The organism is Avibacterium sp. 20-132 (assembly GCF_023611925.1).
Classification (GTDB): Bacteria; Pseudomonadota; Gammaproteobacteria; order Enterobacterales; family Pasteurellaceae; genus Avibacterium.
Genome location: NZ_CP091456.1, coordinates 1,662,320 through 1,688,712, shown reverse-complemented (window position 1 = coordinate 1,688,712; position 26,393 = coordinate 1,662,320). Strand labels below are relative to the sequence as shown.

The window sequence follows — 26,393 nt, the reverse complement described above, 5'->3', positions numbered from 1 at the left end:
GTTACACCCTTGTTAGGGTAAATAAAAAATTATTTTCTCAATGCGATAAAACAGCCTAACATCACAAGTAACATTGCAATAACTTGAGTCATATTAACGGTTTCACCAAGTAAAATAAAACTGATAATCGCTGTTGAAATCGGTACTAAGAGTTGCAGAATATTAAAAAAGACTAATCCTTGTTGTTGTACAATATAGAACGCTAAAAACATTCCTGCCATTAAGCAATAAATCCCGGCAAGGATTAAGATAATTAACATCGTGGCTGAGGTTTCTGCTAATTGAATAATGACGCCATCATCTATTGCTAAACAAAGATAAATAATGCCTGATAGTATTGCTGTTGAGGCACTAATAACAATCGGGTGAAGCACAAGTGCGGCTTTTTTTACAACAAGATTTTGTAATGGTTGTACAATAATCCAACCTGTGAGAAGTATAATTCCTGTCGTTAAATTACTGCTTTCGCCTTGATGTTGCCCCAATAGTACGAAAGCAAATGAGCCAATAAGTGCGATAATTGAACCGATGTAAAAAGTCCGTGAAGCTAAATGATTACGCTCATCTTGATAGAATATTGCTGCCATTATTGTTGCCACAGGCATCATAATGATACCAAAGATACTTCCCGTAAGTGCTGTCGTGTACTTTATTCCTTCCGTAGAAAGATAAATATTAAGCACCATAATCACAGCAATTAAGATTAAATAGCCAACTAACTTCGGCTGCTGAGCAATGAGTACCAATTGTTGGCGATATTTCCATAGTACGATTGCAACAAATATCACACCCGCTGAAAGTAGCCTAACCGCATTATTATTTAGAATATGAAAAGACAAACTCACATAGCGGATAACGGGGAATGCTAAACCAATGGCAAGCACATAGATAAAAGCGATGAAATAACGGTTATTTAGCATTATTTTCCCTCTTAATCATTAATTGATTAAATATCAAGGTGATAACTCTATAATTTACCATTATTAACATCGCTTTTTTACGCTATTTTAAACAGATAAAAATCAAATCATTTTATCCCATTCTATAATTCGGTGCTTCTTTGGTGATGGTGACATCATGCACGTGGCTTTCTTTGATGCCCGCACCGCTGATTCGTACAAATTGGGCTTTGGTGCGAAGATCTTCAATAGTGGCACAGCCTGTTAAGCCCATACAAGAACGTAAACCGCCCATCTGTTGGTGGATAATTTCTTTTAGGTAGCCTTTGTATGGGATACGCCCTTCAATGCCTTCTGGTACGAGTTTATCTGCAGCATTATCACTTTGGAAATAACGATCTGATGAGCCTTTGCTCATCGCACCTAAGGACCCCATTCCACGATAAGATTTAAATGCACGTCCTTGGTAAAGTTCAATTTCTCCCGGTGCTTCTTCTGTCCCCGCAAACATTGAGCCAACCATCACACAGCTTGCGCCAGCGGCAATCGCTTTGGCAATATCACCAGAATAACGAATACCGCCATCGGCAATCACCGGAATACCACGATCTTTCAGGGCTTCCGCCGCATCAGCAATGGCGGTAATTTGTGGCACACCCACGCCAGTAACAATACGTGTGGTACAAATTGACCCCGGACCAATACCAATTTTAACCGCACTGGCCCCCGCATCCGCAAGGGCAATCGCACCTTCTGCAGTGGCAACATTACCCGCAATAATTGGTAAATTTGGGTATTTTGCACGAGTCTCACGTACACGTTGTAACACGCCTTCAGAATGTCCGTGAGAAGAATCAATTAATAATACATCCACCCCCGCTTGCACAAGCGCTTCGATACGTTCTTCATTGCCCGCTCCGGCACCAACAGCCGCACCTACACGCAAACGACCAAATTCATCTTTACAAGCATTTGGTTTTTGTTCTGCTTTTTGGAAATCTTTGACTGTAATCATTCCTTTCAGTTTAAAGCTATCATCCACCACAAGCACTTTTTCTACGCGATGGTTGTGCATTAATGCTAAAATTTCTGTACGAGCTGTACCTTCTTTTACCGTAACAAGACGCTCTTTTGGCGTCATCATTTTTTCTACTGTTTGGCTAAGATCATTAACAAAACGTGTGTCGCGTCCAGTAATAATTCCTACTAAATTCCCTTTGCTATCCACAACAGGGTAACCCGCAAAGCCATTTTTTTTCACTAATTCAGCCAATTCTGCTAAAGTGAGATCTGGTGAAACCGTAACGGGTTCAGAAACAATGCCACTTTCAAATTTTTTCACTTTACGTACACGATCAGCTTGACGTTCAATGCTCATATTTTTATGAATAAAACCAATACCACCTTCTTGCGCAAGAGAAATGGCAAGTTTTGCTTCAGTAACGGTATCCATTGCTGCTGAAAGCATAGGTATATTTAAACGAATGGTTTTAGTTAATTGAGTGGATAGATCGGCAGTATTTGGTAATACGGTAGAATGTGCAGGAACAAGTAGCACATCATCAAAAGTAAGGGCTTCTTTTAGTACGCGTAGCATAGCAATATTCTCTCTTTTTATGAGGTTAATGTTAAAAAATATTGCGACGAGATTATACAGAGTTTATGCTGATTTGGGAATGGCAAATTGTAAATATTTTTTTAATTAAAAAAATTCGATATAAGGGAAGAAAATGTTTAAGCTTTTAACGTTGTTAGCCGATGGCAAGAAAAATTCTCGCCAAAATTTGACCGCACTTTTACATTGCGATGAACGCGAAATGAATACGCATATTCAAGCGTTAAGTGAACAGGGCATTCACTTTGAATTGAATGGTGATGAAATCCAGCTCAAACCCGAATTGCCGTTGCTTTCAGCCGAGCATATTAAGCAGCGTCTTGCCCCTTATCCTGTGGTGGTTAAACCCGTGATTCATTCCACAAATCAATTCTTGCTAGAACAGATTGAACAGTTAAAAAAAGGGCAGCTTTGCTTGGCAGAATATCAATATGCAGGGCGAGGCAGAAGGGGGCGAGATTGGCTTTCCCCCTTTGCCGGGCAGATCATTCTCAGTGCCTATTGGACATTTCCACCGAATATTTCCCTTAATGGGCTAAGTTTAGTTATCGGTATCGCCATTGCGGAAACCTTACAAACCTTTGGCGCGCAAAGCATAGGGTTAAAATGGCCAAATGATGTGTTACTACAAGGGCGTAAACTGGCTGGTGTGCTTGTTGAAATCGCCAATCGTAAAAATGGTTTGCTGAATTTGGTTATTGGTATTGGCATTAATCTTGCCTTACCAAAACAGGCAAGCATTAATCAACCTTGGGCAGAATTAAGGGAAATTCTACCGCACTTTGATCGTGATGAAATCATCATTGCTTTGGTACAACGACTTTACCACTATCTTGACCTGTTTGAACAAGAAGGAATGACATTCTTCCATTCACGCTGGGCAGAGTGGGACGCTTTTCTTAACCTGCCGGTAAGTATGATCAGCGAAAATGGCAGCCAGCACGGTATTGAACGAGGCATAGACAGCGAAGGTTATCTTTTATTAGAAACCAAACAAGGCATAGTGCGGTTTAATGGCGGTGAAGTGTCATTACGCCGAAAAGTATAAATATAGAAAGCAACAAATAAGGGGAAGCGTTCCCCTTTATTGCGTCAATTTATTAAACTACCCTTTGCACTAGCGCTGAAATATCTTCCGCAAAACGTTCTTGCGCCGCCATTTGTTCAATTTGTTGCGATGTATATTTCTTACCGTTATACACCACCACAATACTCACATCATCAGGCTGCAAAAAATGACTTGTGCCAAATTCTGTATAGCGGGTCGCGCCAATACTGACAATGGCTTTGGTTGGATAATTCGCTTTCTTTAAGAATTCTGTAATATCATTCATTGGTCCAAAATCAGGCTGATGATTCATTTGCTCCACAATCCAATCTAGCAATCTCTGATGAAAATAACTGTACCCCAAGGCTGGACTATCCACGCCATAAGTATTCATCTCACCACGACGTTTATGAAAGCAAGCAATACGGTAATCATCAATTTCACTACCTAATGTAAAAGAAGTGAGCGGAATCGTTTTTTCTGCTAAGCCTTTGGTTTCCTCACCCCAGTTTTTCTTTTCACAAATTTTATTGGCATTAGGACGGCGGATAGAACAATCGTTATAAGCGGCAAAGGCGTAAGGTAAAAGTGCGGTTACTTTTTCGTTAGAATATTGAATATCGCACAATAATGCAATTTCAGGCTCAATCTGCAAATTATCTGCGCCTGCTTGCGGAAAACGAATATGCGTGGCACTTAACGGATTTACCGCCAAAAAGTCATATTCCCCCAGATTCTCTGCAGGTACATAAAAAGGAAAAATCGCTTTCGGCTGATGCCTTTCTGCTGTTTCTACTTGCTCAAAATCCTTCGCCTCACCCGCTTGCTCTAAATGTCCCGCAAAATTGCCTGCGACACCAAGGCCGATAACGTTTTTTGTCATTTTATTGCTCCTTTTATGTTGATCATCTCTCTCAAATCCTACAAGGTTAGAAGGGATTTTCAAGAAGAAATTGAAGGGATTTAATCATCCATAATGGGAATAAAATAAAAGCGAGAAACTCTCGCTTTTATCTTTTAAATTAGGCAGTTAAATCTTTAATTTGGGTAGTTGGTGCGTTGTTCATCACTGATTTTACACCATTTTTTGCCCCTTCTTGAGAGGCATAATATTGGCTACGCCCAATTTCTTGGTGATTTTTTGCCTTTAATATAAAGTAAGGCTTATCATTTTTAGCAACTCTCATTTCAAAGTTAGCTTCATCAGCACCATTTTTCTGTACTGAAGCAATCCCATTTAATGCTGATGCTTTAGTTTTGTACAATTCACTGGTCAAGATAATTTGTGAATTTGCCGCATATAAATTAAACATAAATTGACCATCGTTTGCTTGTTTTAGTTCATACCAACCTAATGCCATAATATTTTCCTTCTTAATAAGTCGTGGGATATTCCACGCGTTCATCATAAGCTTTTTTTCTGTTTTTTCAATGCGTTTATTAGAAACCTTAATTCAACCCATTAGGTTATTGAAAGAAAGTTAAATTTAATACGCCAACAAGAGCCTAGGGTTATCAAATTAAAAAATCATCATTTTTTACCCTGTACCTCTCCCATTTTATCCAATTGCCTTACTTTAATGATCGAATTTTATTAATCACATTACTACTAGAAAAACCATTTTCAAAATTTAACACTTTTACTTCACCGCCGTTGGCGATGACTTCTTTGCCACCCGCAATCTCTTCTGGTTTGTAATCACCGCCTTTGACTAATAGATCAGGTAGCACTTCACTGATTAAACGTTGCGGTGTGTCTTCAGTGAACTCAACAACCCAGTCTACCGCTGCAAGTCCTGCGAGAACAGCCATTCTGGCTTCTAATGGATTGATTGGGCGACTTTCCCCCTTTAAGCGTTTTACTGAAGCATCGCTATTTACTGCCACAATCAAACGATCACCAAGCTTACGGGCATTATCTAAATAAGAAATATGGCCGGGGTGAATAATGTCAAACACACCATTAGTCATCACGATTTTTTCGCCGCGCTGTTTAGCTTGAGAAACCACTTCTTTTAACTGTTGCTCATTCATTACCCCAAAGCCTGTGGTGGTACGGCCGTGAATGGCGTTTTCTAATTCCACGTTAGACACCGTAGAGGTTCCCAATTTTCCAACCACAATACCCGCCGCGACATTAGCCAAATAACACGCCTCCTCAAAGCTACGCCCATCAGCTAATGCCGTTGCTAAAACACTGATTACGGTATCGCCCGCCCCAGTCACATCAAACACTTCCTTCGCTTCTGTTGGCAAATGGAATGGTGGTTGTTCAGGGCGGAGTAAGGTCATTCCTTTTTCTGAACGGGTAACCAACAAAGCACTTAATTCAATATCTTGGATTAATTTTAAGCCTTTTTCCACAATCTCATCTTCGCTATGGCATTGACCGACAACCGCTTCAAATTCTGACATATTTGGCGTTAATAAAGTTGCACCACGATAGCGTTCAAAATTCGTGCCTTTAGGATCAATTAACACTGGCACCTTAGCTTGACGGGCAATTTGAATCATTTTTTGCACTTCATTAAGTGTACCTTTGCCATAATCAGAAAGGATCAAAGCGCCAAAATTTTGCACCGCACTTTGTAATTTATCCAACAATAAATCGCTTTTTACATTGTGGAAATCTTCTTCAAAATCAAGGCGTAATAATTGTTGATGACGCGAAAGTACACGGAGTTTAGTAATCGTTGGATGGCTCGCTAATTGCACAAAATTACAATCAATGCCCTGCTTTTCTAACATTGTTGAGAGTGCGATACCTGCCTCATCTTGCCCTGTTAAACCAACTAACTGAACAGGAACATTCAAGGAGGCAATATTCATCGCCACATTGGCTGCGCCACCAGCACGCTCTTCATTTTCTTGCACTCGCACCACTGGCACAGGGGCTTCAGGAGAAATACGATGCGTTGCACCAAACCAATAGCGATCTAACATCACATCGCCAAGCACAAGCACTTTTGCTTGTTGAAATTGAGTAGAATATTGCGCCATTTTGACCTCATTCTTTTTCATTAAATGACAAATTTTTGCAGATTTTACCATAGGATAAATGCTATTTACTAAAATTTCCGCTAAACTAGCCCTTTAATTAAACCAATTTTAACAAATAGCTCTTTTTTAATTATGGCAAATTCATCACTTCCAAAATTTCAACTCGCATTTCTTGCTCCAAAATACTGGGCATTTTGGATTGGTTTAGCCATTTGGCGCCTCATTCTTTTTCTTCCCTACCCTATTTTAGACAAAATTGGCAATGGGCTTGGCTGGCTATTTTCTAAATTATCTGTTGGCAAACGAAGAATGAAAATTGCCAAACGCAATCTCACCCTTTGCTTTCCTAATTATAGTGAACAGCAAATTAATGAAATTGCACAAGCGAATGTGAAAGCTACGGGAATGGCCATTATTGAAACAGGAATGGCGTGGTTTTGGTCGGATAAGCGCATCAAAAAATGGTCAAAAGTGGAAGGGATTGACTACCTAAAAACCCACCAAAAAGATGGCGTCATTTTGACCGGTGTGCATTTTCTTACCCTTGAGTTGGGAGCGAGAATTCTGGGGCTTTACACACCGGGTATTGGCGTTTATCGCCCAAATGATAATCCACTAATGGATTGGCTACAAACTTGGGGTCGGCTACGTTCTAATAAAGATATGCTCGATCGCAAAGATTTACGTAATATGATCAAAGCATTACGCCGTGGTGAAATTATTTGGTATGCGCCAGATCACGATTACGGCAGAAAAAATGCCGTTTTCGTCCCTTTCTTTGCAGTGAAAGAGGCGGCCACCACCACGGGCAGTTATTACTTATTAAAATCCTCACCGCAAAGCAAAGTCATTCCTTTTGCCCCATTACGCAATAAGGACGGCTCAGGCTATACCGTCAAAGTTTCTGCCCCTGCGGATTTCTCAAACCTCAGCACTGAAATAGAAATTGCCACTCGAATGAATCAAGTGGTTGAACAAGAAATTTTGCAAGGTGTGGAACAATATATGTGGCTACACCGCCGATTTAAAACCCGTCCACAAGAAAGTGATGCGAGTTTATATGATTAGAAAATGAAGGGTGAAGCAATACGCTTTCACCCTTTGTCATAAATAGTACCAAATCTAAAGTGCGGTAAAATTTTCACAAATTTTTCTTACTCTAAAGGTTGGAATGAAATATTCAGGCTAAATAAGGCTACACGACATCACCTAGTTTTTCATAAAACCGTTAAGATTGCTGTTCTTCCAATTCATCAGCCATCGCAGAGAGAATTTCCCGTGAGAGAAAGGAAAGTGAGCGATAAAAAGGTAAATTTGCTTGGTTTTCTACTAAATTTAAGAATTTAGTCGCGCAAGGTAATAAAAATTCAGCAAACAAGGTTTGTTGAGCCTCAAGAGAATCAAGGTTATCTTCAATCCAAGACGCGGTGAGAAAAATTAGCGGAAAATTCACCGCACTTTGTTCCAGTTCTGGCATTCCCCGTTCTTGACGAAAAGCGATGAAATCAGCCGATTTAAGATCATAAGCCTCAATATTCATTGGCACAAGAGCATTTTTTCCGCAGAATAAACGCTGATATTCTTGATCTAATAAGGCTAAATCAATCTTCATTTGCAATGCCTCAAGGGCTTGTTCGCTTTGTTTATCTGTTTCTAACGGCCACAGTTCATTGAGAGGTTTTTGTTGCAACCACGCAAAGACATTTTGCAACATGGCATCTTGTGGGGAACGATAAAAGAGATTGCCAAATAATCGGCTAATTAACGAAAAATGGTTAAGGCTGTTTTCGTTGTTCATTATGCGCTTTCCTTGCTGTTTAAGATTTCTTGAGTGGATAAAAGTGCGGTTAAATTTTGTGAAGTTATTTGTTCCACTTCTTCAAGCATTTTTTGGCGAGCATTATCATCAATAATATGAATATCACCAAAAAATTTATGCTGAATATCTTTAATTCCACAGAAATTAAACAACCCATCTACCAAGCAATCACGCAAGGATTTATCAATGCCAAACTGTTGATATTTTTCAACATTACTGCCGATGGTAATAAATTGTTGCATTTTTTTACCTTGTAATAAGCCCACGGATTGCCCGTTTTCTGTCTTGTAAGCGAAACCGTGGCTTAACACGCGATCTAAATAGCCTTTCAAAATTGCTGGAAACCCCATCCACCATAGGGGATAAATGAGCGTGATTAAATCTGCCTCGCGAATTAACTGATGTTCATAACGAATTTCTTCTGGCGTAATCCCTTGATTCGCACCTTGTAATTCATTCCACGAAATCACAGGGTTAAAGTTAAGCTGATATAAATCACGTACTTGCGTTTCTACCGCTCGCTTTTCGCTTGTGGACTTTACGCGGTCTAAAATGCTACGATTAAAACTGCCCTGCCCATTTGGATGGGCAAAAATAATTAAATGTTTCATTTATTCTTCTACTTTCTTAACAAATAAGGTGATCCCTTCCACGTTATACACTTCAATCACATCATTCACTCGTAAATGCTTACCTTGAATTCGCCAAGTCGTATCGCCAAAATAGCCTCGACCAATGCCGTTTTCATTGATTTCTTGCACGATCCCTTTTGTCCCAAGCATTGCGTGATCTCGTTGATTTAATGAGGAATGTGATTGATCTTGCAGATCTTTACCGTGTTGGTATTTCCACCAAGAAAAACTTAAAATAATGGCTAAAATGGCATAGCCAATCACTAAAAAAGTTAAGGATAAGGTTGCAAATAGTGCCATCACACCAGCGATAATAATCGCGGCTAAGCCCCACCAGAGTAAAAACACGCCCGGAATAAGAATTTCGGCAATCAATAAACCGAAACCTAAAATAAGCCAATGCCACACTGACCAAGTTGCGAGCCATTCCATACTTATCCCCTTATTTTATGTATTGAAAAGGGGCAAATGCCCCTGATAATGATTGGCAGATTTACTGCTTTTCACCTTTTAACAACTCAGCAATACCTGCCACAGAGCCAATTAAATTACCTGCTTCAAGTGGCATTAATACCACTTTACTATTATTCGCGCCGCCGATTTCTTTTAACGCTTCGGTATATTTTTGGGCAATAAAGTAATTAATCGCTTTGGTGTTTCCACCCGCAATCGCCTCAGAAACCATCTGTGTGGCTTTGGCTTCTGCTTCCGCCGCACGTTCACGCGCTTCGGCTTGTAAAAAGGCTTCTGCCCTCTCCCCTTCGGCTTTGAGAATACGTGATTGTTTCTCCCCTTCCGCACGTAAGATTTCAGCTTGTCGAATCCCTTCGGCTTCTAAAATTTCAGCACGCTTATTACGTTCCGCTTTCATTTGCGCATTCATTGCTGCGATTAATTCGTGCGGCGGACGTACATCACGGATCTCAATACGCGTTACTTTAATTCCCCAAGGATTCGTTGCTTCATCCACAATGGATAACAAACGTCCGTTGATATTATCACGCTGTGAAAGCATTTCATCCAATTCCATTGAGCCTAGCACGGTACGAATATTCGTCATCGTTAAATTGATGATCGCTTGCTCTAAATGGTTCACCTCATAAGCCGCACGGCGAGCATCGATCACTTGCACAAAGCACACCGCATCAATGGAAACATTGGCATTGTCTTTCGAGATCACTTCTTGCGAAGGAATATCTAACACTTGTTCCATCATATTAATTTTACGACCAACACGATCAACAAAGGGAACAACAAAATTTAACCCAGGGGTAAGTGTACGAGTATAGCGACCAAAACGTTCGATCGTCCAATGATAGCCTTGTGGCACAGTTTTAAGCGTAGAAAATAAAACTACGCCGACTAAGATTAAAAAAATAATAGCGGCCGTTGGCAACCCCTCTAATAATTCCATCTCTTTCTCCTACTATAATGATAAATAGTTATGCCGAAGTCTAACAATTACACTGGCTTTTGTATATAGTCGTATCCGCCATTTTTATTAACAAACTCAAATAAATGAGTGATACAACTTGGCACATCTTGCTCTTGATGTGAAACAAACAATAATTGCGTTTCGCTATTCATTACCAGCTGATCAATAAAGTGTTTTACCAGTTTACGATTTACCCCATCTAACCCTTGCAAGGGTTCATCTAAAATCAATACAGGTGGATGTTTTACCATTGCTCTTGTAATCAGTAATAAACGCTGCTGTCCCCAAGATAAAGATTTAAACGGCTGATTTGCTTGTGCAGTTAAATTCAATCGGGCAAGCCATTCCATTGCTTTAATGTGCAAAGCATCTGGCACTTTTTGATAAACACCAATACTGTCAAAAAATCCAGAAAGGATCACATCACGCGCTGAGCAATTCACCCGATAGTCCATATGCAATTGGCTACTGACATACCCCATTTTTTGTTTGATCTGCCAAATGGTTTCACCAGAACCACGTTGATTGCCAAATAAACGCACTTTATTAGCATAAGATTGTGGATGATCGCCACTAATCACGGAAAGCAAGGTCGATTTTCCTGCGCCATTTGGACCTTTTATCCACCAGTTTTCCCCCCGCCTTACTTGCCAATTGAGCTTATCCAGAATTTTTTTCTCACCATATTGAATGGTTACCTGCTCTAATTCAAAGAGCGGTTGATTTTCGTCAAGTTTTATCGCTGGCATCGCACGTTCAGGTAAAGGAATATGTTGCGCAGAATCCGCATAGCGAAGTTGTTGATAAAGGCTTTGTTGCTCAATGGTATTGCGTTCCCCCTGCAAAATCACTTCTTGATGTTCTAACAAGGCAAGATGATCGGCTTCATCAGGAATATCATCAAAGCGATTTAATATCAGCAAAATCGCGATTTTTGCTTGTAACTGTGCGAGCAACACTTTCCATTCTTTAACCGATTGTTGATCCAATCCTTCAAAAGGTTCATCTAAAATGAGCAAATCAGGCTGTTGTACTAAGGCTTGGCATAGCAACACTTTACGACTTTCTCCAGTAGAAAGTTGAATAAATGGGCGATCTAAAAGTGCGGTAATTTTTAACAGCGAACTATATTCTTCAAATAAAGCAAGATCCGCGTTTTCTGCCAAAATGGTTTGTTTGGCAGTTTTGCCAAAATCATCAGGGCTTACGCCATCATTATTGCGATCTTTAAAGGTTTCACTGACAATTTTTTGCTGTTTTTCAAAAGAGAGGGAACAAACAGTTTGAAACCGATTTTCCATTTTCCCCTCAAGCAAAGGCAGTTTGCCTTCTAACGCCAATGCAAGTGCGCTTTTACCACTGCCATTGCTGCCCACGACGCTCCAATAGGCATTGGGCTGAATGGATAATTCATCTATTTTTAAGCGTTGATGATGAGCAAGTTGAAATCTTGCATTTTGAATCGTAATCATACTAGCCACCTATAAAAAAAGCGGAAATTTAATCCGCTCTTTCTTATTTAACATCTTTTCATCTTTAACAAAAAGATTAACCTTTTTGTGCTTCCTCTTCAGAGATACACACCGCCGCCGTAAATACTACGTCAGTAGATGAATTCAACGCGGTCTCTGCGGAATCTTGTAACACACCAATGATAAAGCCTACGCCGATAACCTGCGCAGCAATGTCATTTGAGATACCAAACAAGCTACAAGCTAATGGAATTAATAATAATGAACCACCCGCAACGCCCGATGCACCACAAGCACACACGCTTGATACCACACTTAATAATAATGCGGTAGGGAAAGATACTTCCACACCTAAGGTATGCACAGCAGCTAAGGTTAATACCGTAATTGTGATTGCCGCACCTGCCATATTGATACTTGCCCCTAGTGGAATAGAAACAGAATAAGTATCTTCATTTAAGTTTAAGCGTTTTGCTAACTCCATATTTACAGGAATATTTGCCGCTGAGCTACGCGTGAAGAACGCAGTTAAACCACTTTCACGCACACAAGTCCAGATCAATGGATATGGATTATGGCGAGTTTTCCAATACACTAAAATTGGGTTTACGACGAAAGCAGTAAATAGCATTGCACCAATTAATACGCATAATAAACGCACATAATCAAATAATGCGCCTAAGCCTTTATCCGCAAGGGTTTCAGCCACTAACCCGAACACCCCAATTGGGGCAAAACTAATGATGAAGTGAACGATTTTTGATACCCCTTCAGACAGATCATTCATCACATTTTTAGTGGTGTCTGATGCGTGGCGTAACACTAAACCTAAACCAATCGCCCAAGAAAGAATCCCAATAAAGTTTGCATTAAACAGCGCATTGATTGGATTATCCACCACATTTAACACTAAGGTTCCTAACACTTGAGAAACTTCGCTTGGTGGTGATAAAGAATTTTCTTGTGTTTGCAATGCAATTTCTGTTGGAAAAGCAAAGCTAAATAACACCGCAGTTAATGCCGCAAGGAAGGTGCCTAACAAATATAAAATCACCACGGCTTTCATATTGCTTTGCGTACCAATTTTTTTATTCGCAATAGCTGAAATAACCAATAAAAAGACAAGAATTGGTGCAACCGCACGCAATGAGCGCACAAATACTTTACCTAAAAAACCCGCTTTTTCAGCAAGATTAAAGCCGAGCATTGATTGTAAGCTTGGTGCAATAATCGCCAAAAGTAAGCCTAGCACTAAACCGATAGAAATTCTTTTCACTAAACTTCCGTGAAAAAACAAAGAATATAAACGAGATGTATTCATAATAATTTACGATGTTGTGTTTAAGCTGAACCAAATAAATGGGTCAGCAACGAGTTAAAATTCAGATCTAAAATTAGATCCCCCATAGCCCTTGTAAAGATAGCCTAATTTTTTACTAAAGAAAATATAAAATCGTAAATTAACGCATATTATTTACATAAAGATAGAAATATTTCCTTCTAAATTAAATAAAATTCATTATTTTCTCCTTTTTGCCCTAAATCTTGTGCAGTAACACAAAAATGTGAAAAAAATTTTTATACAGTATTGACGAGCTGTATAAAACAACAGTATCATTTTCACTGTATAAAAACCCAGTAAGTTTAATGATAAGCGGAGCATCAAGATGAATTACCTCAACCAACAAACCCCGTTCTCCTATCAGCCAATGCCATTTTTAACTGATAGTAAATCTTTCAATTCCACCTTTAATAGAAAACTTGATTTAAATCTTTATTGCATTAAACACCCCCAAAAAACCTGCTTTATTCAGGTAACAAACCCAAATATGCTGGCGTGGGGAATTGAAATGGGCGATATGCTCGTGGTGGAACAAAATGATCATCTTGGCATTGGGGATTTAGTGGTAATGGAACAAAATCATCAATTCTGCATATATGAGTTTGTTGCTTATGAAGATAAAGCATTCATTTTTCTACCACTGGATGCCAAAATGAAAAGCATAAAATGTGAAAAATGGTCTGCCTTACCCATTATTGGCGTAATTACAAATACCATTCATCAAATAAAACCTAAAAAACAAATGCGATTTGCCGCTTAACTCATTGAAACGAAAAGTGCGGTGCAAATTTTTTCATTTTTACTGTTTAGGACAAATAAAATAGGAAGCATATAATGAAGCAGTTAGACATTCGTTTTATGAAAGAAAGCGACACAAAACGCCAAGAATACCAATTAAAAATCATTGCTAAGCTGCAAGATGTACTGCCTCGAAAGATCGCGGAGAAATTTGAAGATATTCACGTTCGTATCCGTTTTTCCAGTGCGGCAGGTGTGGAAATAACAGGTATCAAAAATAAAGACGAAAAGGAACGTTTAATGGAATATTTAGAAGAACTCTGGAACGACAGTTCGTTGGTTGAACTGGATTGATAAAGCAAGATAGAAGCGAATATTCATTGCGTTCATCATATAAAAAATCATAAAAAAACCACCACACTTTAGTTTATCTATGCCATTAGCTTCTAGGGGGATCTCTATTTGAATAATGCGACTAAAAAGAGACAAAATCGCTAGCAAAATTAGGTAAATTATGCAGAGAACTGGGATATTCTCAAACTATTTCACAAAGTTTTGCAGGGTTTGGGAATTTTAGACCATTACATTATTCACATACCCAATAAGGTTTGCCCTAAATATTCATCGAAGAAAAAAATAAAGTGCGGTGTTTTTTAACAATTTATTCCAGCCAAGTGACCAATTCTTCCATCGGTTTTCTTGATTTCGCTTTAATCTCTTTCGCCCGATAACCAAAGGTAACGATCACAGAAACGCCCCATTCCACTGGATCAAACGCACCTGACTGGGCTAAAATTTGATTCACCGCTTCATAGTTAAAGCCTTCTATTGGACAGCTATCCACACCAATAAATGCCGCGCCTGTCATCATATTTGCTAATGCGATATAAGTTTGTTTACTTGTCCAATCGAATAATGCCCGTTCACTTTCCAGCACGTTCATATCATTTTGTTGAAAAGTGTGGTATTTTTCTTTCGCTTTTTCCATTTGTTCTGGCGTTAATCCACGCTTAATTAAGGCATTATGCAAATAATCTGAATCGTAACGTGCATTTTTCTTTGCTAAAATCGCCACCACATAACTCGCTTCATCAAGCTGAGTTACCATTCCCCAGCTGACCGGTTTAAGCTTTTCACGTAATTCTGGATTTTGAATCACGACGAAATGCCAAGGCTCTGATCCCACTGAACTTGGTGATAAACGAGCAAGCTCTAAAATATAATCAAAATCCTCACGGCTCACTTTTTTATTTGGATCGTAATAACGTGTTGCGGCACGAAAACGAAATCTTTCTAATACTTGTTCTTTACTGATTACACTCATTATACTTTCTCCCGATAAGGTTAAATGCCATCATTATAGCAAGCACAGTAAAAATTCAGGAAATGCTATGACAATTAAAGTTGATAGACATCAAATAAAAAAAGTTACCTATTTTTGTTAGGTAACTTTTTAATCTAGGTTTAAGTTCTGTTTAAAAAATCAGATTATTCAACCACTAATGTGCGACAAGTGTTTGTTCCACCAGAGGTTAGAAGATCACCTTGAGTTAATAACACAAGATCACCCGTTACTAAATAACCTTTATCTTTCAACAATTGCATCGCCGCTTTCAATCCTTCAATAGTACGGCTTTCTTGATCGAAATGAACAGGTACAACACCACGATATAATGCACAAAGATTTAATGTTTCTTGGTTACGAGATAAGGCAAAAATTGGTAAACCAGAGCTAATGCGAGACATTAATTTCGCTGTATGTCCGCTGTTTGTCATTGCAATAATTGCGGCAACCCCTTTCATATGGTTCGCAGCAAACATTGCTGACATCGCAACCGCTTCTTCAATCGTATCAAAAGTGCGATCAACACGGTGGCGTGAAACGTTTACGCTAGGCATTTTTTCTGCCCCTAAACACACTTTCGCCATTGCTGCCACGGTTTCAGCAGGATATTGCCCCGCAGCGGTTTCAGCAGAAAGCATTACTGCGTCTGTACCGTCCAATACCGCATTGGCTACGTCCATTACTTCCGCACGGGTTGGCATTGGGTTGCTGATCATTGATTCCATCATTTGCGTTGCGGTAATCACCACGCGATTTAATTGACGAGAACGACGGATTAATTTTTTCTGTACGCCCACTAATTCAGGATCGCCAATTTCAACGCCTAAGTCACCACGGGCAACCATAATCACATCAGAAGCAAGAATAATATCGTCCATCGCTTCATCACTCATTACGGTTTCCGCACGTTCTACTTTTGCCACAATTTTCGCTTTAAGACCGGCTTCTTCCGCTAATTGACGTGCATAGTTCAAATCAGCACTTGAACGAGGGAAAGACACGGCTAAGTAATCCACCCCAATACGCGCTGCAGTAATAATATCTGCTTTGTCTTTTTCCGTTAAGGCATCGGCAGATAACCCACCGCCTAATTTATTGATCCCTTTATTATTTGAAAGAGGCCCGCCGACAGTCACTTCAGTGAAGACTTTTGCGCCTTCAGTTGATAATACTTTTAACTGAACACGACCATCATCTAATAATAAAATATCACCCGGAACAACGTCTTGTGGTAAGGTTTTATAATCTAAACCAACGGCTTCTTGATCCCCTTCACCTTTTGGTAATTCTGCGTCTAAAACAAATTTATCACCCACATTTAAGAAAATTTTGCCATCTTTAAAAGTAGAAACACGAATTTTAGGCCCTTGTAAATCCCCTAAAATCGCCACAGTTTTACCTAATTTTTGTGCAATTTCACGCACACGTTGCGCACGCCCAATGTGATCTTCAGGCGTACCGTGAGAAAAGTTCATTCTCACTACATTAGCACCCGCTGCAATAATTTTTTCTAAATTATTACCACGGTCTGTAGAAGGCCCCATAGTACATACAATTTTGGTTCTTCTTAGTCTTCTAGACATTACTTACTCCATTGTTCTTCAAAATACAAACTAAAAATTGCGGGCTATTATACGCCTAAAACCCAGCAAGATCGAGATCGCCTACGCGAAAAACAGCAAAAAACGCTAAGCCATTGATTAAATTTATGGCAATTAATCATACAATATGAAAAATGCCCTTGTGTTACACGGCAAAAGTCGCTAAGATACGCACCAAATTTCAGTGCGACTATAGCTCAGTTGGTTAGAGCACCACCTTGACATGGTGGGGGTCACTGGTTCGAGTCCAGCTAGTCGCACCATTTCTTCTAATTCCCCCTAAATTTTCTCTTATTTAATACTCAATTTCTCTGCGCCCAGAAAAAGAATGTCCAAGCGTGTTACTATCCACCGTTTCTAGCTCTCCGCCCACTGGGATACCGTGCGCAATACGAGTGACTTTGATATTGTATTGCATACAAAGTTCTGCAATATAATTGGCGGTTGCCTCACCTTCCACCGTTGGATTGGTGGCGAGAATCACTTCATTAAAGGTTTCATTTTGCAACCGTCTATTAAGCAAGTCTAAACCGATTTCTTTTGGCCCGATACCGTCTAAAGGAGAAAGATGCCCCATTAAGACGAAATAACGCCCTGAGAATTGCCCCGTTTGTTCAATGGCTTGAATATCTGAAGGTTGCTCCACCACACAAAGCAAACCAGTGTTTTGACGACGTGGATTATGGCAAATAGTACACACGTCTTCTTCAGTAAAGGTTCTGCATTGCTCGCAATGCCCAATTTGCGACATTGCGGCGGTTAAAGCACGCGCTAGCTCCATTCCACCGTTGCGATCCCGTTGCAGTAAATGATATGCCATACGTTGTGCCGATTTCGGTCCCACTCCGGGTAAACAGCGCAGTGCATCAATAAGATTTTCTAATAATGGGCTTGTTTGCATTGTTTTGCCTAAAATAAATAAAAAAACACACCGCACTTTGATTTTTAAGAAAAAATGAAGTGCAGTGCAAAATTAGGGGAATTTAGAACGGCATCTTAAAGCCGGGCGGTAATGACATTCCTGCGGTAACTGATGCCATTTTTTCTTTTTGCAATTCTTCTGCACGGCGAACAGCATCATTAAACGCGGCTGCAATCAGATCTTCGAGCATTTCTTTATCGTCTTCCATTAAAGAAGGATCGATTTCAATACGGCGACAGTTATGCGCACCATTTACCGTAATTTTTACCAAGCCTGCGCCAGATTCACCCGTTACTTCCAACTGTGCAATTTCTTCTTGCATTTTTTGCATACGATCTTGCATTTGTTGGGCTTGTTTCATTAAGTTGCCTAAGCCACCTTTTCCAAACATAATTTTTATCCTCAGTGTTAATAAGTCGCAACATTCTAACGAAAAATTAATAAATTGGGAATAATGAAATCTGTGTTAGAATGCAGAGCTTTGTTTTAGCTAATTGATGTTGTCCCTATGCGATTATTTATAGCCGAAAAACCTAGCCTTGCACGCGCCATTGCCGATGTGTTGCCCAAACCCCATCAGCGTGGTGATGGTTTTATTCGTTGTGGCGAAAATGATTGCGTAACTTGGTGCGTTGGCCATTTATTAGAGCAAGCTGAACCGGAGGCTTACGATCCCAAATTCAAAATGTGGCGCTTGGAAGATTTACCCATCGTGCCGCAAAAATGGTTGCTTATTCCACGCAAAGCGGTGAAAAAACAATTGGATACCGTAATCAAGCTCATTCATCAAGCTGATGAACTGATCAATGCCGGCGACCCTGATCGTGAAGGGCAGCTTTTAGTCGATGAAGTGTTTAGCTATGCCAATCTTTCTGCCGAAAAAAAAGCTCAAATCCAACGTTGCTTAATTAGTGATTTAAACCCAAGTGCGGTGCAAAAAGCAGTAAAAAAATTACAATCTAATCAACACTTTATTCCCCTTGCGACATCAGCTCTCGCCCGCGCTAGAGCCGATTGGCTTTATGGCATTAATATGACGCGTTCCTACACGAAACGTGGGCAAAATATGGGCTATCGCGGTGTGCTTTCTGTGGGTCGCGTGCAAACCCCAGTATTGGGTTTGATCGTTCGCCGTGATCTGGAAATTGAAAACTTCCAACCAAAAGATTATTTTGAAGTGCAGGCTTTCGTGCAAACAACGGAAGAAATCGCGCAAAAATTCACCGCACTTTGGCAACCAAGCAAAGCCTGTGAAGATTATCAAGATGAAGACGGACGCGTACTCTCACGAGCCTTAGCAGAAAATGTCGTGAAACGTATCACAGGACAACCTGCAATGGTGACGGATTATCAAGACAAACGCGAAAAGGAAGCCGCTCCCTTGCCTTATTCCCTTTCTGCCTTGCAAATTGATGCCGCAAAACGCTATGGACTTTCCGCCCAAGAGGTGTTGGATACCTGCCAACGTTTATATGAAACGCACCGCTTGATCACCTATCCACGTTCAGATTGCCGTTATTTACCCACAGAGCATTTTGCTGATCGTCACAAGGTGATGAATGCGATTTCCGCACAAGCCCCCGATTATCAATCATTACCCAGTATCATTAATCCTGAACAGAGAAATCGTTGCTGGAATGATAAAAAAGTGGAAGCACACCACGCCATTATCCCAACGGCAAAAAATACCCCCGTTAATCTCACACAAACAGAACGAAATATTTATCAGCTTATCGCTCGTCAATATTTAGCCCAATTCTGTATTGATGCGGAATATCGTCGCTGCAAAATCACCTTAAATATAGCAGGGGGAAAATTTATCGCCCAAGCCAGTAATCTACAAGTGGCTGGCTGGAAAGAACTTTGGGGTAAAGAAAATGACGAGCAAAATAACGCCGACCCCTTGCTTCCTGAAGTAAAAAAAGGGCAAAAATTATTCTGTGAAAAAGGGGAAATTCTCAGCAAGAAAACCCAGCCACCGAAACCATTTTCTGATGCGACCCTACTTTCAGCAATGACAGGGATCGCACGTTTTGTACAAGACAAAGCCTTAAAAAAAATCCTACGCGAAACAGATGGCTTAGGCACAGAAGCCACTCGCGCAGGCATCATTGAGTTGCTATTTAAACGTGGTTTTATCTATAAAAAAGGGCGTCATATTCACAGTAGCAAAACAGGGAGAATTTTAATCCAAGCGTTACCTGATATTGCCACGCTGCCCGATATGACTGCACATTGGGAAGCCCAGCTCAACAGTATTAGCCAAAAAGAATTGAATTATCACCAATTTATGCACGAATTGATACAATCCCTACCTGCCCTGCTCAGTTATACCAATTTCGATGCGTTACGGCAGCTTAGTGCATTATCTCGACAACAAATGACGACAAAAAATGCAAGCACAACAAAAAAGAAAAGTGCGGTGGAAAAATCATAAGTTTTACGGCAAGTTAAATTGCTTACAATTAAAACAATCGACAATTTTTTAAAGAAAATCGCTTGCGCGCTGTTTTAATATTCGCTAATATTCGCCCGTTAATTTTTGGTATCCAATAACAAGAGAAGAAATAATGTATCAAGCACTGTTAATTATCTACTTAGTTGTATCTGTTATCCTTATTGGTTTCATTTTAATCCAACAAGGTAAAGGTGCAAACGCAGGTGCTTCATTTGGAGGCGGTGCATCAGGTACAGTATTTGGTGCAAGTGGTGCAGGGAATTTTTTATCCCGTACAACCGCAATCTTAGCAGTTATCTTCTTTGTTACTAGCCTTGCTATTGCTAACATTAACTCTCACCACGGTGAGGTAAAACAAGGCAAATTTGATAATCTTTCACAAGTTGCAGAAAAAATTCAAGAACAGCAACCAAAAGTGGAAGAAAAACAAAATTCAGATATCCCACAATAATCTAAACCGAATTTTGCTCTGATGGTGGAATTGGTAGACACGCTATCTTGAGGGGGTAGTGTCCATAGGACGTGCGAGTTCAAGTCTCGCTCAGAGCACCATAACACTTAACTAAGCCTTTCGTAATCACTCGAAAGGCTTTTTTAATGCCTGTAATTTCAAGGCGTTAGCCTATTTTGCTTATCGCAACTAACCGTAGCTAATTGAGTTAAAGGGCGGATCGTAGTAACTATAATGGTAACTATGAACGGAATATCGTTACGATCCCATTTTTAATAGTGACTAAAAGTACACCGCACTTAATGGATATAAAAATAGCACTCATACCGAGTGCTATTTGCGTTTTAAATATCCACAGGCTGCCAATCTTGCCCTTTCACTGGTGGTAACCAAGGGCTGCCTTTTATACATAAAGACCATAAATAATCAGGTATGCGATAATGATCTGGCTGCTCAGGATCAAGTGCGGTGATAATTTCTTGCGTTTTTCCTTGAGCAATTAACGTCGCAAGATTTGGGTTAATCATTATAGACTTACCCACACCAACAAACTCTACCCATCCTGTATTCAAGGCGCCAACAAGCTGTTCTGCGCTAAATAAATTTCCCACTCCAATAAGCGGTAAACGACCATTTAGACGTTGATGAATTAATTCAAGACGGGCAGAATGAGTATCTGCACCACGGCGAGCCTTTTTATAAAAATCCCACAATGACACGTGTAAATATTGTAATGGCTTCTCAGCTAAAGCGGACACCAATTCAAGCGTATCTGCCATTGTTAATCCATTCTCACCCGGCTCTTCTGGCGATAAACGATAGCCAATAATGAATGCTGGGCATTGATGTTTCTCACGCATTGCATTCACTGCATCGATCACTGCAAGTGGGAAACGCAAACGATTTGTCAAATTCCCTCCCCACTCATCGGTACGTTGATTACTTTGCTTAGAGAAAAATTGCTGAATTAAATAACCGTTCGCCCCGTGAATTTCTACCCCATCAAACCCCGAGCGAATAGCAAGCTCTGTGGCGAAAGCAAAATCTTGAATAATTTGCAAAATCTCTTCTTGAGTCAACGCTCTTGTTTGTGTGTCAGGATCTGCTGAAGGCGCCACTTTCTCTTTTCCATTCAATAATTCGGATAGTGCTAATTTCCCGCCGTGATGAAGTTGCAGAATGGCTTTTGCTCCTTACTGTTTAATAATCTCCGCAGTTTTACTTAAACTTTCCAAATGAAATTCATTTAACGCTTCTGGCTGTCCTTGAAATGCCTTACCATTTTCTGATACCAATGTTGCTGCGGTAATAAACATTCCCATATTTTCTGCACGCCCTTGCAAAAATTGAACCTCTTGGCTTCCTAATGTGCCATCAGGGTTTGATGCAAAATGGGTTAAAGGGGCAACCACTAAACGATTTTTGATTTCAACATTGTTATTCAAAAAATACGGTTGAAATAACGCTGAAAATTGCTGTTCCATTCGATTCCTCATTCATTTATTTATAAAATCTTTTCTATCATACGCGCCAAATGATAAGAAAAATAGTGTTTTCCCTTACAAGAGGAAAATTTGATACATATGAGGGATTTTTGCACCACACTTTGATTTTTCTTTGCTCTTCAACGCTGACGTGATAACATTCAATATAATTATGCTAATTATTCTCATTTTTAAAATCTATTAATATGATTAAACGCCGTTATTTGTTTATCTTATTATTGTTACTTTCGGGTATTTCCCTCTTTTTAGGCGTAAGTACCGTTAATTTGCAAGGATTATTCAATTTTGATGCTCAGCAGTGGCAAATATTTTTGATTAGCCGCTTGCCCCGTTTAGTCAGTATTTTGATTGCTGGGGCATCATTGAGTATTTGTGGATTGGTTATGCAGCAGTTAAGCCGTAATCGGTTTGTTTCCCCAACCACAGCTGGTACGATGGATAGCGCAAGGCTGGGCATTTTAATTGCAATGTTACTGTTTCCTTCTGCTTCAATGTTACTCAAAACAAGTGTTGCAATTCTGGTTTCTTTTTGTGGCACATTGTTGTTTATGACATTGCTTTCTAAGCTGAAATTTAAAGATAGCATTTTTGTGCCGTTAGTCGGCATTATGTTTGGCAATATTATTAGCGCTATCACCGCATTTATTGCCTATCAACAAGATTTGTTACAAAACCTTTCTGGTTGGTTGCAAGGCGATTTTTCCTTAGTAATGGCTGGGCGTTATGAAATGCTATATTTCAGCATTCCGGCATTGATGCTTGCTTATCTTTTTGCCAATCGTTTTTCCATTGTAGGAATGGGGCAGGATTTTGCAGTCAATCTTGGTTTGAACTATCAGCAAGTGCTTTATTTAGGCTTAGCCATAGTTGCAACGGTATCATCGATCATCATTGTCTCGGTGGGCGTTATCCCCTTTCTCGGACTGATTATTCCCAATATTGTTACCCTTTATTTGGGGGATAATTTGAAAAAAGTGCTGTCTCACACCGCACTTTTAGGTGCTGTTTTTGTTCTGTTTTGCGATATTCTGGGGCGCGCGTTGATTTATCCTTACGAAATTTCCATTAACGCCATTGTGGGCGTATTCGGCAGTGCCATTTTTCTTTATATGCTGTTAAAACAAAGGGTTCAAAATGGTTAAGCACGTTTACGATCCTAAAAAGTCCTTAATTTTACTGAGTATTTTCGCATTACTTAGCATAGTGCTGTATGTGTTTTATCATCTCCCTACTCGCTGGGAATATGCCTTATATAACCGCGCTCTTGGCGTACTTGCTATTGTAATGACAGGTGTGGCAATTGCACTGGCTACGATGATCTTCCAAACCATTGTAAATAATCGCATTTTAACGCCGAGTATTTTAGGCTTGGATAATCTGTATTTGCTCATTCAAACCCTGATTATTTTTCTCTTTGGTTCAAGCACATTAACCTCAATGAACCCCATTGTATTATTTTTTGTTTGCACCAGTTTGATGATGTTATTCGCACTGGGTCTCTATCGTTTTTTGTTTAAAAATGAACAACAAAGCCTGTTTTTCTTGCTTTTAGTGGGGATCATTTTTGGCACTTTTTTCCAAAGTTTAACTTCTTTTATGGAAGTACTCATCGATCCCAATGAATTTCAGATCGCACAAGACATCGGCTTTGCCAGTTTTAACCGTATCAATCTTGATATTTTATGGATCGCGTTAGCTGGCTTACTCGCCACAATACTTTATACCCTACGCTATGTGCGTTATTTTGATGTGCTTGCCCTTGGGCGTGAACAAGCAATTAACTTAGGTGTGGATTATCCCGCGATCACTAAGAGATTACTCATTGTTGTGGCAATTTTAACGTCAATTTCCACCGCACTTGTTGGGCCTTTAACCTTCTTGGGCTTATTGGTGATAAATGTTACCTTTGAATTTATTCGTACTTATCGCCACACAATATTAATCCCCGCCGCAATGCTGATCGCCGTGATTACCCTTGTTTTCGGGCAATTACTGGTTTCCCAAGTCTTCACCTTTAACACCACCTTGAGCATTATCGTGAACTTTGTTGGTGGCGTCTATTTCCTTTATCTGTTATTAAGGACAAATAAAAAATGGCAATAGAGATTAAAAATATTAATAAATCTTATGGTACTAAAAAAGTAGTAGATAACCTTTCGGTTACCATTCCGCAAGGTAAAATTACCTCGTTTATTGGCCCAAATGGTGCAGGAAAAAGCACGGTGCTTGCCATTATCAGCCGTTTACTGCGTGCAGATAGCGGCACGGTAAGCCTAAATGGGGTGCCATTACATCAGCAAAAAAGCAGTGACATTGCTAAACAACTTTCTATTCTAAAACAATCCAATCACATCAACTTGCGTTTAACGGTGGAAGAATTGGTTGCCTTCGGGCGCTTTCCTTATAGCCAAGGAAATTTAACCAAAAACGACCGCACTTTTATTGATAATGCGATTGCCTATATGGATCTAGGCGAGTTTCGTCATCAATATATCAACCAACTTAGCGGTGGGCAGCGCCAACGTGCCTATATCGCAATGACCTTGGCGCAAGATACAGATTACATTTTGCTTGATGAACCACTAAACAATTTAGATATGAAACATTCCGTCCAAATTATGCAAGTGCTACACAAGCTCACTACCGAATTGAATAAAACGGTAGTCATTGTGATCCACGATATTAATTTTGCCTCTTGTTATTCTGATTACATTATTGCAATGAAAGACGGCAAATTAGTTCATCAAGGGGACGTTGCCACAATGATGCAAGAACCCGTTTTAGCGAGCATTTACGATATGCCAATCCCAATTCAACAAATTAATCAGCACAAAATTGCTGTGTATTTTCGACATCAATCAGCTTAATACAGGAGTATGCTATGAAAAAAACCTTCTCAACCCTTGCCCTCAGTCTTTGCGCCTTACTCGGCGTTGCCAGTGCGAATGCAGCGGATATTACCGTAGAAAATGCAGCTGGCAAACAAGTTGTGCCACAAAATCCTAAGCGTGTTGTGGTGCTTGATTTCTCAGCTGTGGATACCCTTCGCACGCTAGGTGCAAAAGATCGCATTGTTGGCATCAGCAATGCCGGCAAAGTGCCTAAATATTTAAGCGAATTTAGCAAAGAACATTACGCGAGTGTTGGCGTGCCACCAGAGCCTGCGTTTGAGAAAATCAATGATCTTCATCCAGACCTTATCATCGCCACCGGTCGCCAAGAAAAAGTATTGGATCGCTTAAAAGAAATTGCGCCAGTCTTTTTTGTTAAAGTGGACTACAATAATTTCTATCCAAGTTTCCAACAAAATATCCACGCATTTGGACAAATTTTTGATAAACAACAAGTGGCAGATGAAAAACTGGCACAGCTAGACAAACAAATGAAAGCCCTTGCAGAGAAAACCAAAGGCAAAACCGCCCTACTTGCTTTAGTCAATGAAAGCCGTATGAGTGCTTTTGGTGAAAACTCTCGCTATGGTATCGTTTATAGTGGTTTTGGCTTCACCCCTATTGATAAAAATATTAAATCCTCCACCCACGGAATGAGCATTGGTTTTGAATATGTGCTAGAAAAAAATCCAGATTATTTATTGATCGTGGATCGTACCGCAGCCATTACGGACAAAGCCAATAATGCCCAAACCGTGTTAGATAACGCTATTATTCACCAAACTCAAGCGTATAAAAATAATCATATTGTTTACTTAAATGCCGCAAATTGGTATTTAACTTTCGGTGGTTTGGAAAGTATGGGGATTATGATCGATGAAGTAAAAAGTGCGGTGGAAAAATAGGGCATTTTTCTTATAACAAACAACAAACTATGAATTCCCCCTTTTTAAAGGGGGAATTTTTTATCTCACATTACATTACCTCTCGCACCTCAACTTTACGCTTTTCATAACGAGATTTTGTACAGGCATCAGCAGTTGCAATCGCCGCTCTTGCTGCTTCCCCTGTGAGTAATTTCTCAAATTCCTTACTTGGCTGCATACCGTGCATAATGTCATTGAGCTATTTGCGTTCTTTCCAAATGATAGGAAAATAACTTATCTAAACGTGAGAATAAAAAAAACCGCACTTGGTTTCTCAAGTGCGGATAAATTTTG

At 39.8% G+C, this 26,393-nt stretch carries 25 protein-coding genes, 2 tRNA genes and 2 pseudogenes; 13 read left to right on the top strand and 16 right to left on the bottom strand.

Features of this window, described 5'->3' with window-relative positions; all coding sequences use genetic code 11:
• Positions 1-29: 29 nt before the first annotated feature.
• Together L4F93_RS08030 and guaB are read right to left on the bottom strand one after the other, a co-directional pair.
• Positions 30-920 carry a DMT family transporter gene (locus tag L4F93_RS08030; RefSeq protein WP_250349800.1) on the bottom strand — a complete coding sequence of 297 codons (891 nt, stop codon included), beginning with the start codon at positions 918-920 and terminating at the stop codon, positions 30-32.
• 112 nt (positions 921-1,032) lie between these two features.
• Positions 1,033-2,496: an IMP dehydrogenase gene (guaB, locus tag L4F93_RS08025; RefSeq protein WP_250349799.1), complete on the bottom strand. Its 1,464-nt coding sequence runs from the start codon at positions 2,494-2,496 to the stop codon at positions 1,033-1,035.
• A 133-nt stretch (positions 2,497-2,629) separates the two neighbouring features.
• On the opposite strand from guaB, the gene birA reads away from it, so the two are divergent.
• Positions 2,630-3,562: a bifunctional biotin--[acetyl-CoA-carboxylase] ligase/biotin operon repressor BirA gene (gene birA / locus L4F93_RS08020; protein WP_250349798.1), complete on the top strand. Its 933-nt coding sequence runs from the start codon at positions 2,630-2,632 to the stop codon at positions 3,560-3,562.
• 52 nt (positions 3,563-3,614) lie between these two features.
• Here the strand turns inward: birA and L4F93_RS08015 are convergent, their stop codons facing one another.
• The 3 genes from L4F93_RS08015 to hldE all read right to left on the bottom strand — a co-directional run bounded on the left by L4F93_RS08015 (position 3,615) and on the right by hldE (position 6,562).
• Positions 3,615-4,445, bottom strand: a complete 831-nt coding sequence (locus L4F93_RS08015; protein ID WP_250349797.1) for a DUF5718 family protein — start codon at positions 4,443-4,445, stop codon at positions 3,615-3,617.
• A 139-nt stretch (positions 4,446-4,584) separates the two neighbouring features.
• The gene (locus L4F93_RS08010) at positions 4,585-4,923 is read right to left on the bottom strand and encodes a YegP family protein (RefSeq protein ID WP_250349796.1); all 339 of its coding nucleotides are present in this window, start codon (positions 4,921-4,923) and stop codon (positions 4,585-4,587) included.
• A gap of 211 nt (positions 4,924-5,134) precedes the next feature.
• Complete coding sequence (hldE, locus tag L4F93_RS08005) at positions 5,135-6,562, bottom strand: bifunctional D-glycero-beta-D-manno-heptose-7-phosphate kinase/D-glycero-beta-D-manno-heptose 1-phosphate adenylyltransferase HldE (RefSeq protein WP_250349795.1); 1,428 nt, start codon at positions 6,560-6,562, stop codon at positions 5,135-5,137.
• A 132-nt stretch (positions 6,563-6,694) separates the two neighbouring features.
• Here hldE and L4F93_RS08000 point away from each other — a divergent pair, with 132 nt between their 5' ends.
• Entirely contained in the window at positions 6,695-7,630 is a 936-nt protein-coding gene (locus tag L4F93_RS08000) for a Kdo(2)-lipid IV(A) acyltransferase (RefSeq protein WP_250349794.1), read from the top strand.
• A 160-nt stretch (positions 7,631-7,790) separates the two neighbouring features.
• Here L4F93_RS08000 and L4F93_RS07995 read toward each other — a convergent pair whose 3' ends face one another.
• The 6 genes from L4F93_RS07995 to sstT all read right to left on the bottom strand — a co-directional run bounded on the left by L4F93_RS07995 (position 7,791) and on the right by sstT (position 13,241).
• Positions 7,791-8,360, bottom strand: a complete 570-nt coding sequence (locus L4F93_RS07995) for a TorD/DmsD family molecular chaperone (protein WP_250349793.1) — start codon at positions 8,358-8,360, stop codon at positions 7,791-7,793.
• Complete coding sequence (locus L4F93_RS07990; RefSeq protein WP_250349792.1) at positions 8,360-8,992, bottom strand: NAD(P)H-dependent oxidoreductase; 633 nt, start codon at positions 8,990-8,992, stop codon at positions 8,360-8,362. Before L4F93_RS07990 ends, L4F93_RS07995 begins: the two co-directional genes overlap by 1 nt.
• Positions 8,993-9,445, bottom strand: a complete 453-nt coding sequence (locus L4F93_RS07985) for an NfeD family protein (RefSeq protein ID WP_250349791.1) — start codon at positions 9,443-9,445, stop codon at positions 8,993-8,995.
• Positions 9,446-9,506: 61 nt separating this feature from the next.
• A complete protein-coding gene (locus tag L4F93_RS07980) occupies positions 9,507-10,427 on the bottom strand; it encodes an SPFH domain-containing protein (RefSeq protein WP_250349790.1) in 921 nt (306 codons plus the stop codon).
• Between the two features lie 47 nt (positions 10,428-10,474).
• Positions 10,475-11,920, bottom strand: a complete 1,446-nt coding sequence (gene modF, locus L4F93_RS07975; RefSeq protein WP_250349789.1) for a molybdate ABC transporter ATP-binding protein ModF — start codon at positions 11,918-11,920, stop codon at positions 10,475-10,477.
• Positions 11,921-11,996: 76 nt separating this feature from the next.
• Positions 11,997-13,241: a serine/threonine transporter SstT gene (sstT, locus tag L4F93_RS07970; protein ID WP_250349788.1), complete on the bottom strand. Its 1,245-nt coding sequence runs from the start codon at positions 13,239-13,241 to the stop codon at positions 11,997-11,999.
• Between the two features lie 346 nt (positions 13,242-13,587).
• On the opposite strand from sstT, the gene L4F93_RS07965 reads away from it, so the two are divergent.
• On the top strand, positions 13,588-14,022 hold the full coding sequence (locus L4F93_RS07965) for a LexA family protein (RefSeq protein ID WP_250349787.1): 435 nt from the start codon (positions 13,588-13,590) through the stop codon (positions 14,020-14,022).
• Positions 14,023-14,096: 74 nt separating this feature from the next.
• Entirely contained in the window at positions 14,097-14,354 is a 258-nt protein-coding gene (locus tag L4F93_RS07960) for a DinI-like family protein (RefSeq protein WP_250349786.1), read from the top strand.
• Between the two features lie 307 nt (positions 14,355-14,661).
• Here L4F93_RS07960 and L4F93_RS07955 read toward each other — a convergent pair whose 3' ends face one another.
• Together L4F93_RS07955 and pyk are read right to left on the bottom strand one after the other, a co-directional pair.
• Entirely contained in the window at positions 14,662-15,324 is a 663-nt protein-coding gene (locus L4F93_RS07955; RefSeq protein ID WP_250349785.1) for an NAD(P)H-dependent oxidoreductase, read from the bottom strand.
• Between the two features lie 164 nt (positions 15,325-15,488).
• Positions 15,489-16,928: a pyruvate kinase gene (pyk, locus tag L4F93_RS07950; RefSeq protein WP_250349784.1), complete on the bottom strand. Its 1,440-nt coding sequence runs from the start codon at positions 16,926-16,928 to the stop codon at positions 15,489-15,491.
• A 204-nt stretch (positions 16,929-17,132) separates the two neighbouring features.
• On the opposite strand from pyk, the gene L4F93_RS07945 reads away from it, so the two are divergent.
• Positions 17,133-17,209, top strand: a tRNA-Val gene (locus L4F93_RS07945).
• A gap of 32 nt (positions 17,210-17,241) precedes the next feature.
• On the opposite strand, the gene recR is transcribed toward L4F93_RS07945, so the two are convergent.
• Positions 17,242-17,847 carry a recombination mediator RecR gene (gene recR, locus L4F93_RS07940; protein WP_250349783.1) on the bottom strand — a complete coding sequence of 202 codons (606 nt, stop codon included), beginning with the start codon at positions 17,845-17,847 and terminating at the stop codon, positions 17,242-17,244.
• A gap of 82 nt (positions 17,848-17,929) precedes the next feature.
• Positions 17,930-18,259, bottom strand: a complete 330-nt coding sequence (locus L4F93_RS07935; RefSeq protein ID WP_103853095.1) for a YbaB/EbfC family nucleoid-associated protein — start codon at positions 18,257-18,259, stop codon at positions 17,930-17,932.
• A 117-nt stretch (positions 18,260-18,376) separates the two neighbouring features.
• Between L4F93_RS07935 and L4F93_RS07930 the strand changes: the two genes are divergently transcribed.
• The 3 genes from L4F93_RS07930 to L4F93_RS07920 all read left to right on the top strand — a co-directional run bounded on the left by L4F93_RS07930 (position 18,377) and on the right by L4F93_RS07920 (position 20,878).
• The gene (locus L4F93_RS07930) at positions 18,377-20,305 is read left to right on the top strand and encodes a DNA topoisomerase III (RefSeq protein WP_250349782.1); all 1,929 of its coding nucleotides are present in this window, start codon (positions 18,377-18,379) and stop codon (positions 20,303-20,305) included.
• 133 nt (positions 20,306-20,438) lie between these two features.
• Positions 20,439-20,777 (top strand): preprotein translocase subunit SecG, encoded by a 339-nt coding sequence (secG, locus tag L4F93_RS07925; RefSeq protein WP_250349781.1) that lies wholly within the window; start codon positions 20,439-20,441, stop codon positions 20,775-20,777.
• Between the two features lie 15 nt (positions 20,778-20,792).
• A tRNA-Leu gene (locus L4F93_RS07920) sits at positions 20,793-20,878 on the top strand.
• 243 nt (positions 20,879-21,121) lie between these two features.
• Here L4F93_RS07920 and L4F93_RS07915 read toward each other — a convergent pair.
• Positions 21,122-22,261 (bottom strand): annotated as a pseudogene (locus tag L4F93_RS07915) (NADH-dependent flavin oxidoreductase).
• Positions 22,262-22,467: 206 nt separating this feature from the next.
• On the opposite strand from L4F93_RS07915, the gene L4F93_RS07910 reads away from it, so the two are divergent.
• The 5 genes and pseudogenes from L4F93_RS07910 to L4F93_RS12460 all read left to right on the top strand — a co-directional run.
• Entirely contained in the window at positions 22,468-23,424 is a 957-nt protein-coding gene (locus tag L4F93_RS07910; RefSeq protein ID WP_268741075.1) for an ABC transporter permease, read from the top strand.
• Positions 23,417-24,385 carry an iron chelate uptake ABC transporter family permease subunit gene (locus tag L4F93_RS07905; protein WP_250349780.1) on the top strand — a complete coding sequence of 323 codons (969 nt, stop codon included), beginning with the start codon at positions 23,417-23,419 and terminating at the stop codon, positions 24,383-24,385. Before L4F93_RS07910 ends, L4F93_RS07905 begins: the two co-directional genes overlap by 8 nt.
• Entirely contained in the window at positions 24,376-25,149 is a 774-nt protein-coding gene (locus L4F93_RS07900) for an iron ABC transporter ATP-binding protein (protein ID WP_250349779.1), read from the top strand. Before L4F93_RS07905 ends, L4F93_RS07900 begins: the two co-directional genes overlap by 10 nt.
• A 14-nt stretch (positions 25,150-25,163) precedes the next feature.
• Positions 25,164-26,078, top strand: a complete 915-nt coding sequence (locus L4F93_RS07895; protein WP_250349778.1) for a siderophore ABC transporter substrate-binding protein — start codon at positions 25,164-25,166, stop codon at positions 26,076-26,078.
• A 137-nt stretch (positions 26,079-26,215) separates the two neighbouring features.
• A pseudogene (locus L4F93_RS12460) lies at positions 26,216-26,332 on the top strand (hypothetical protein); the annotation flags it as partial.
• Positions 26,333-26,393 lie beyond the last annotated feature (61 nt).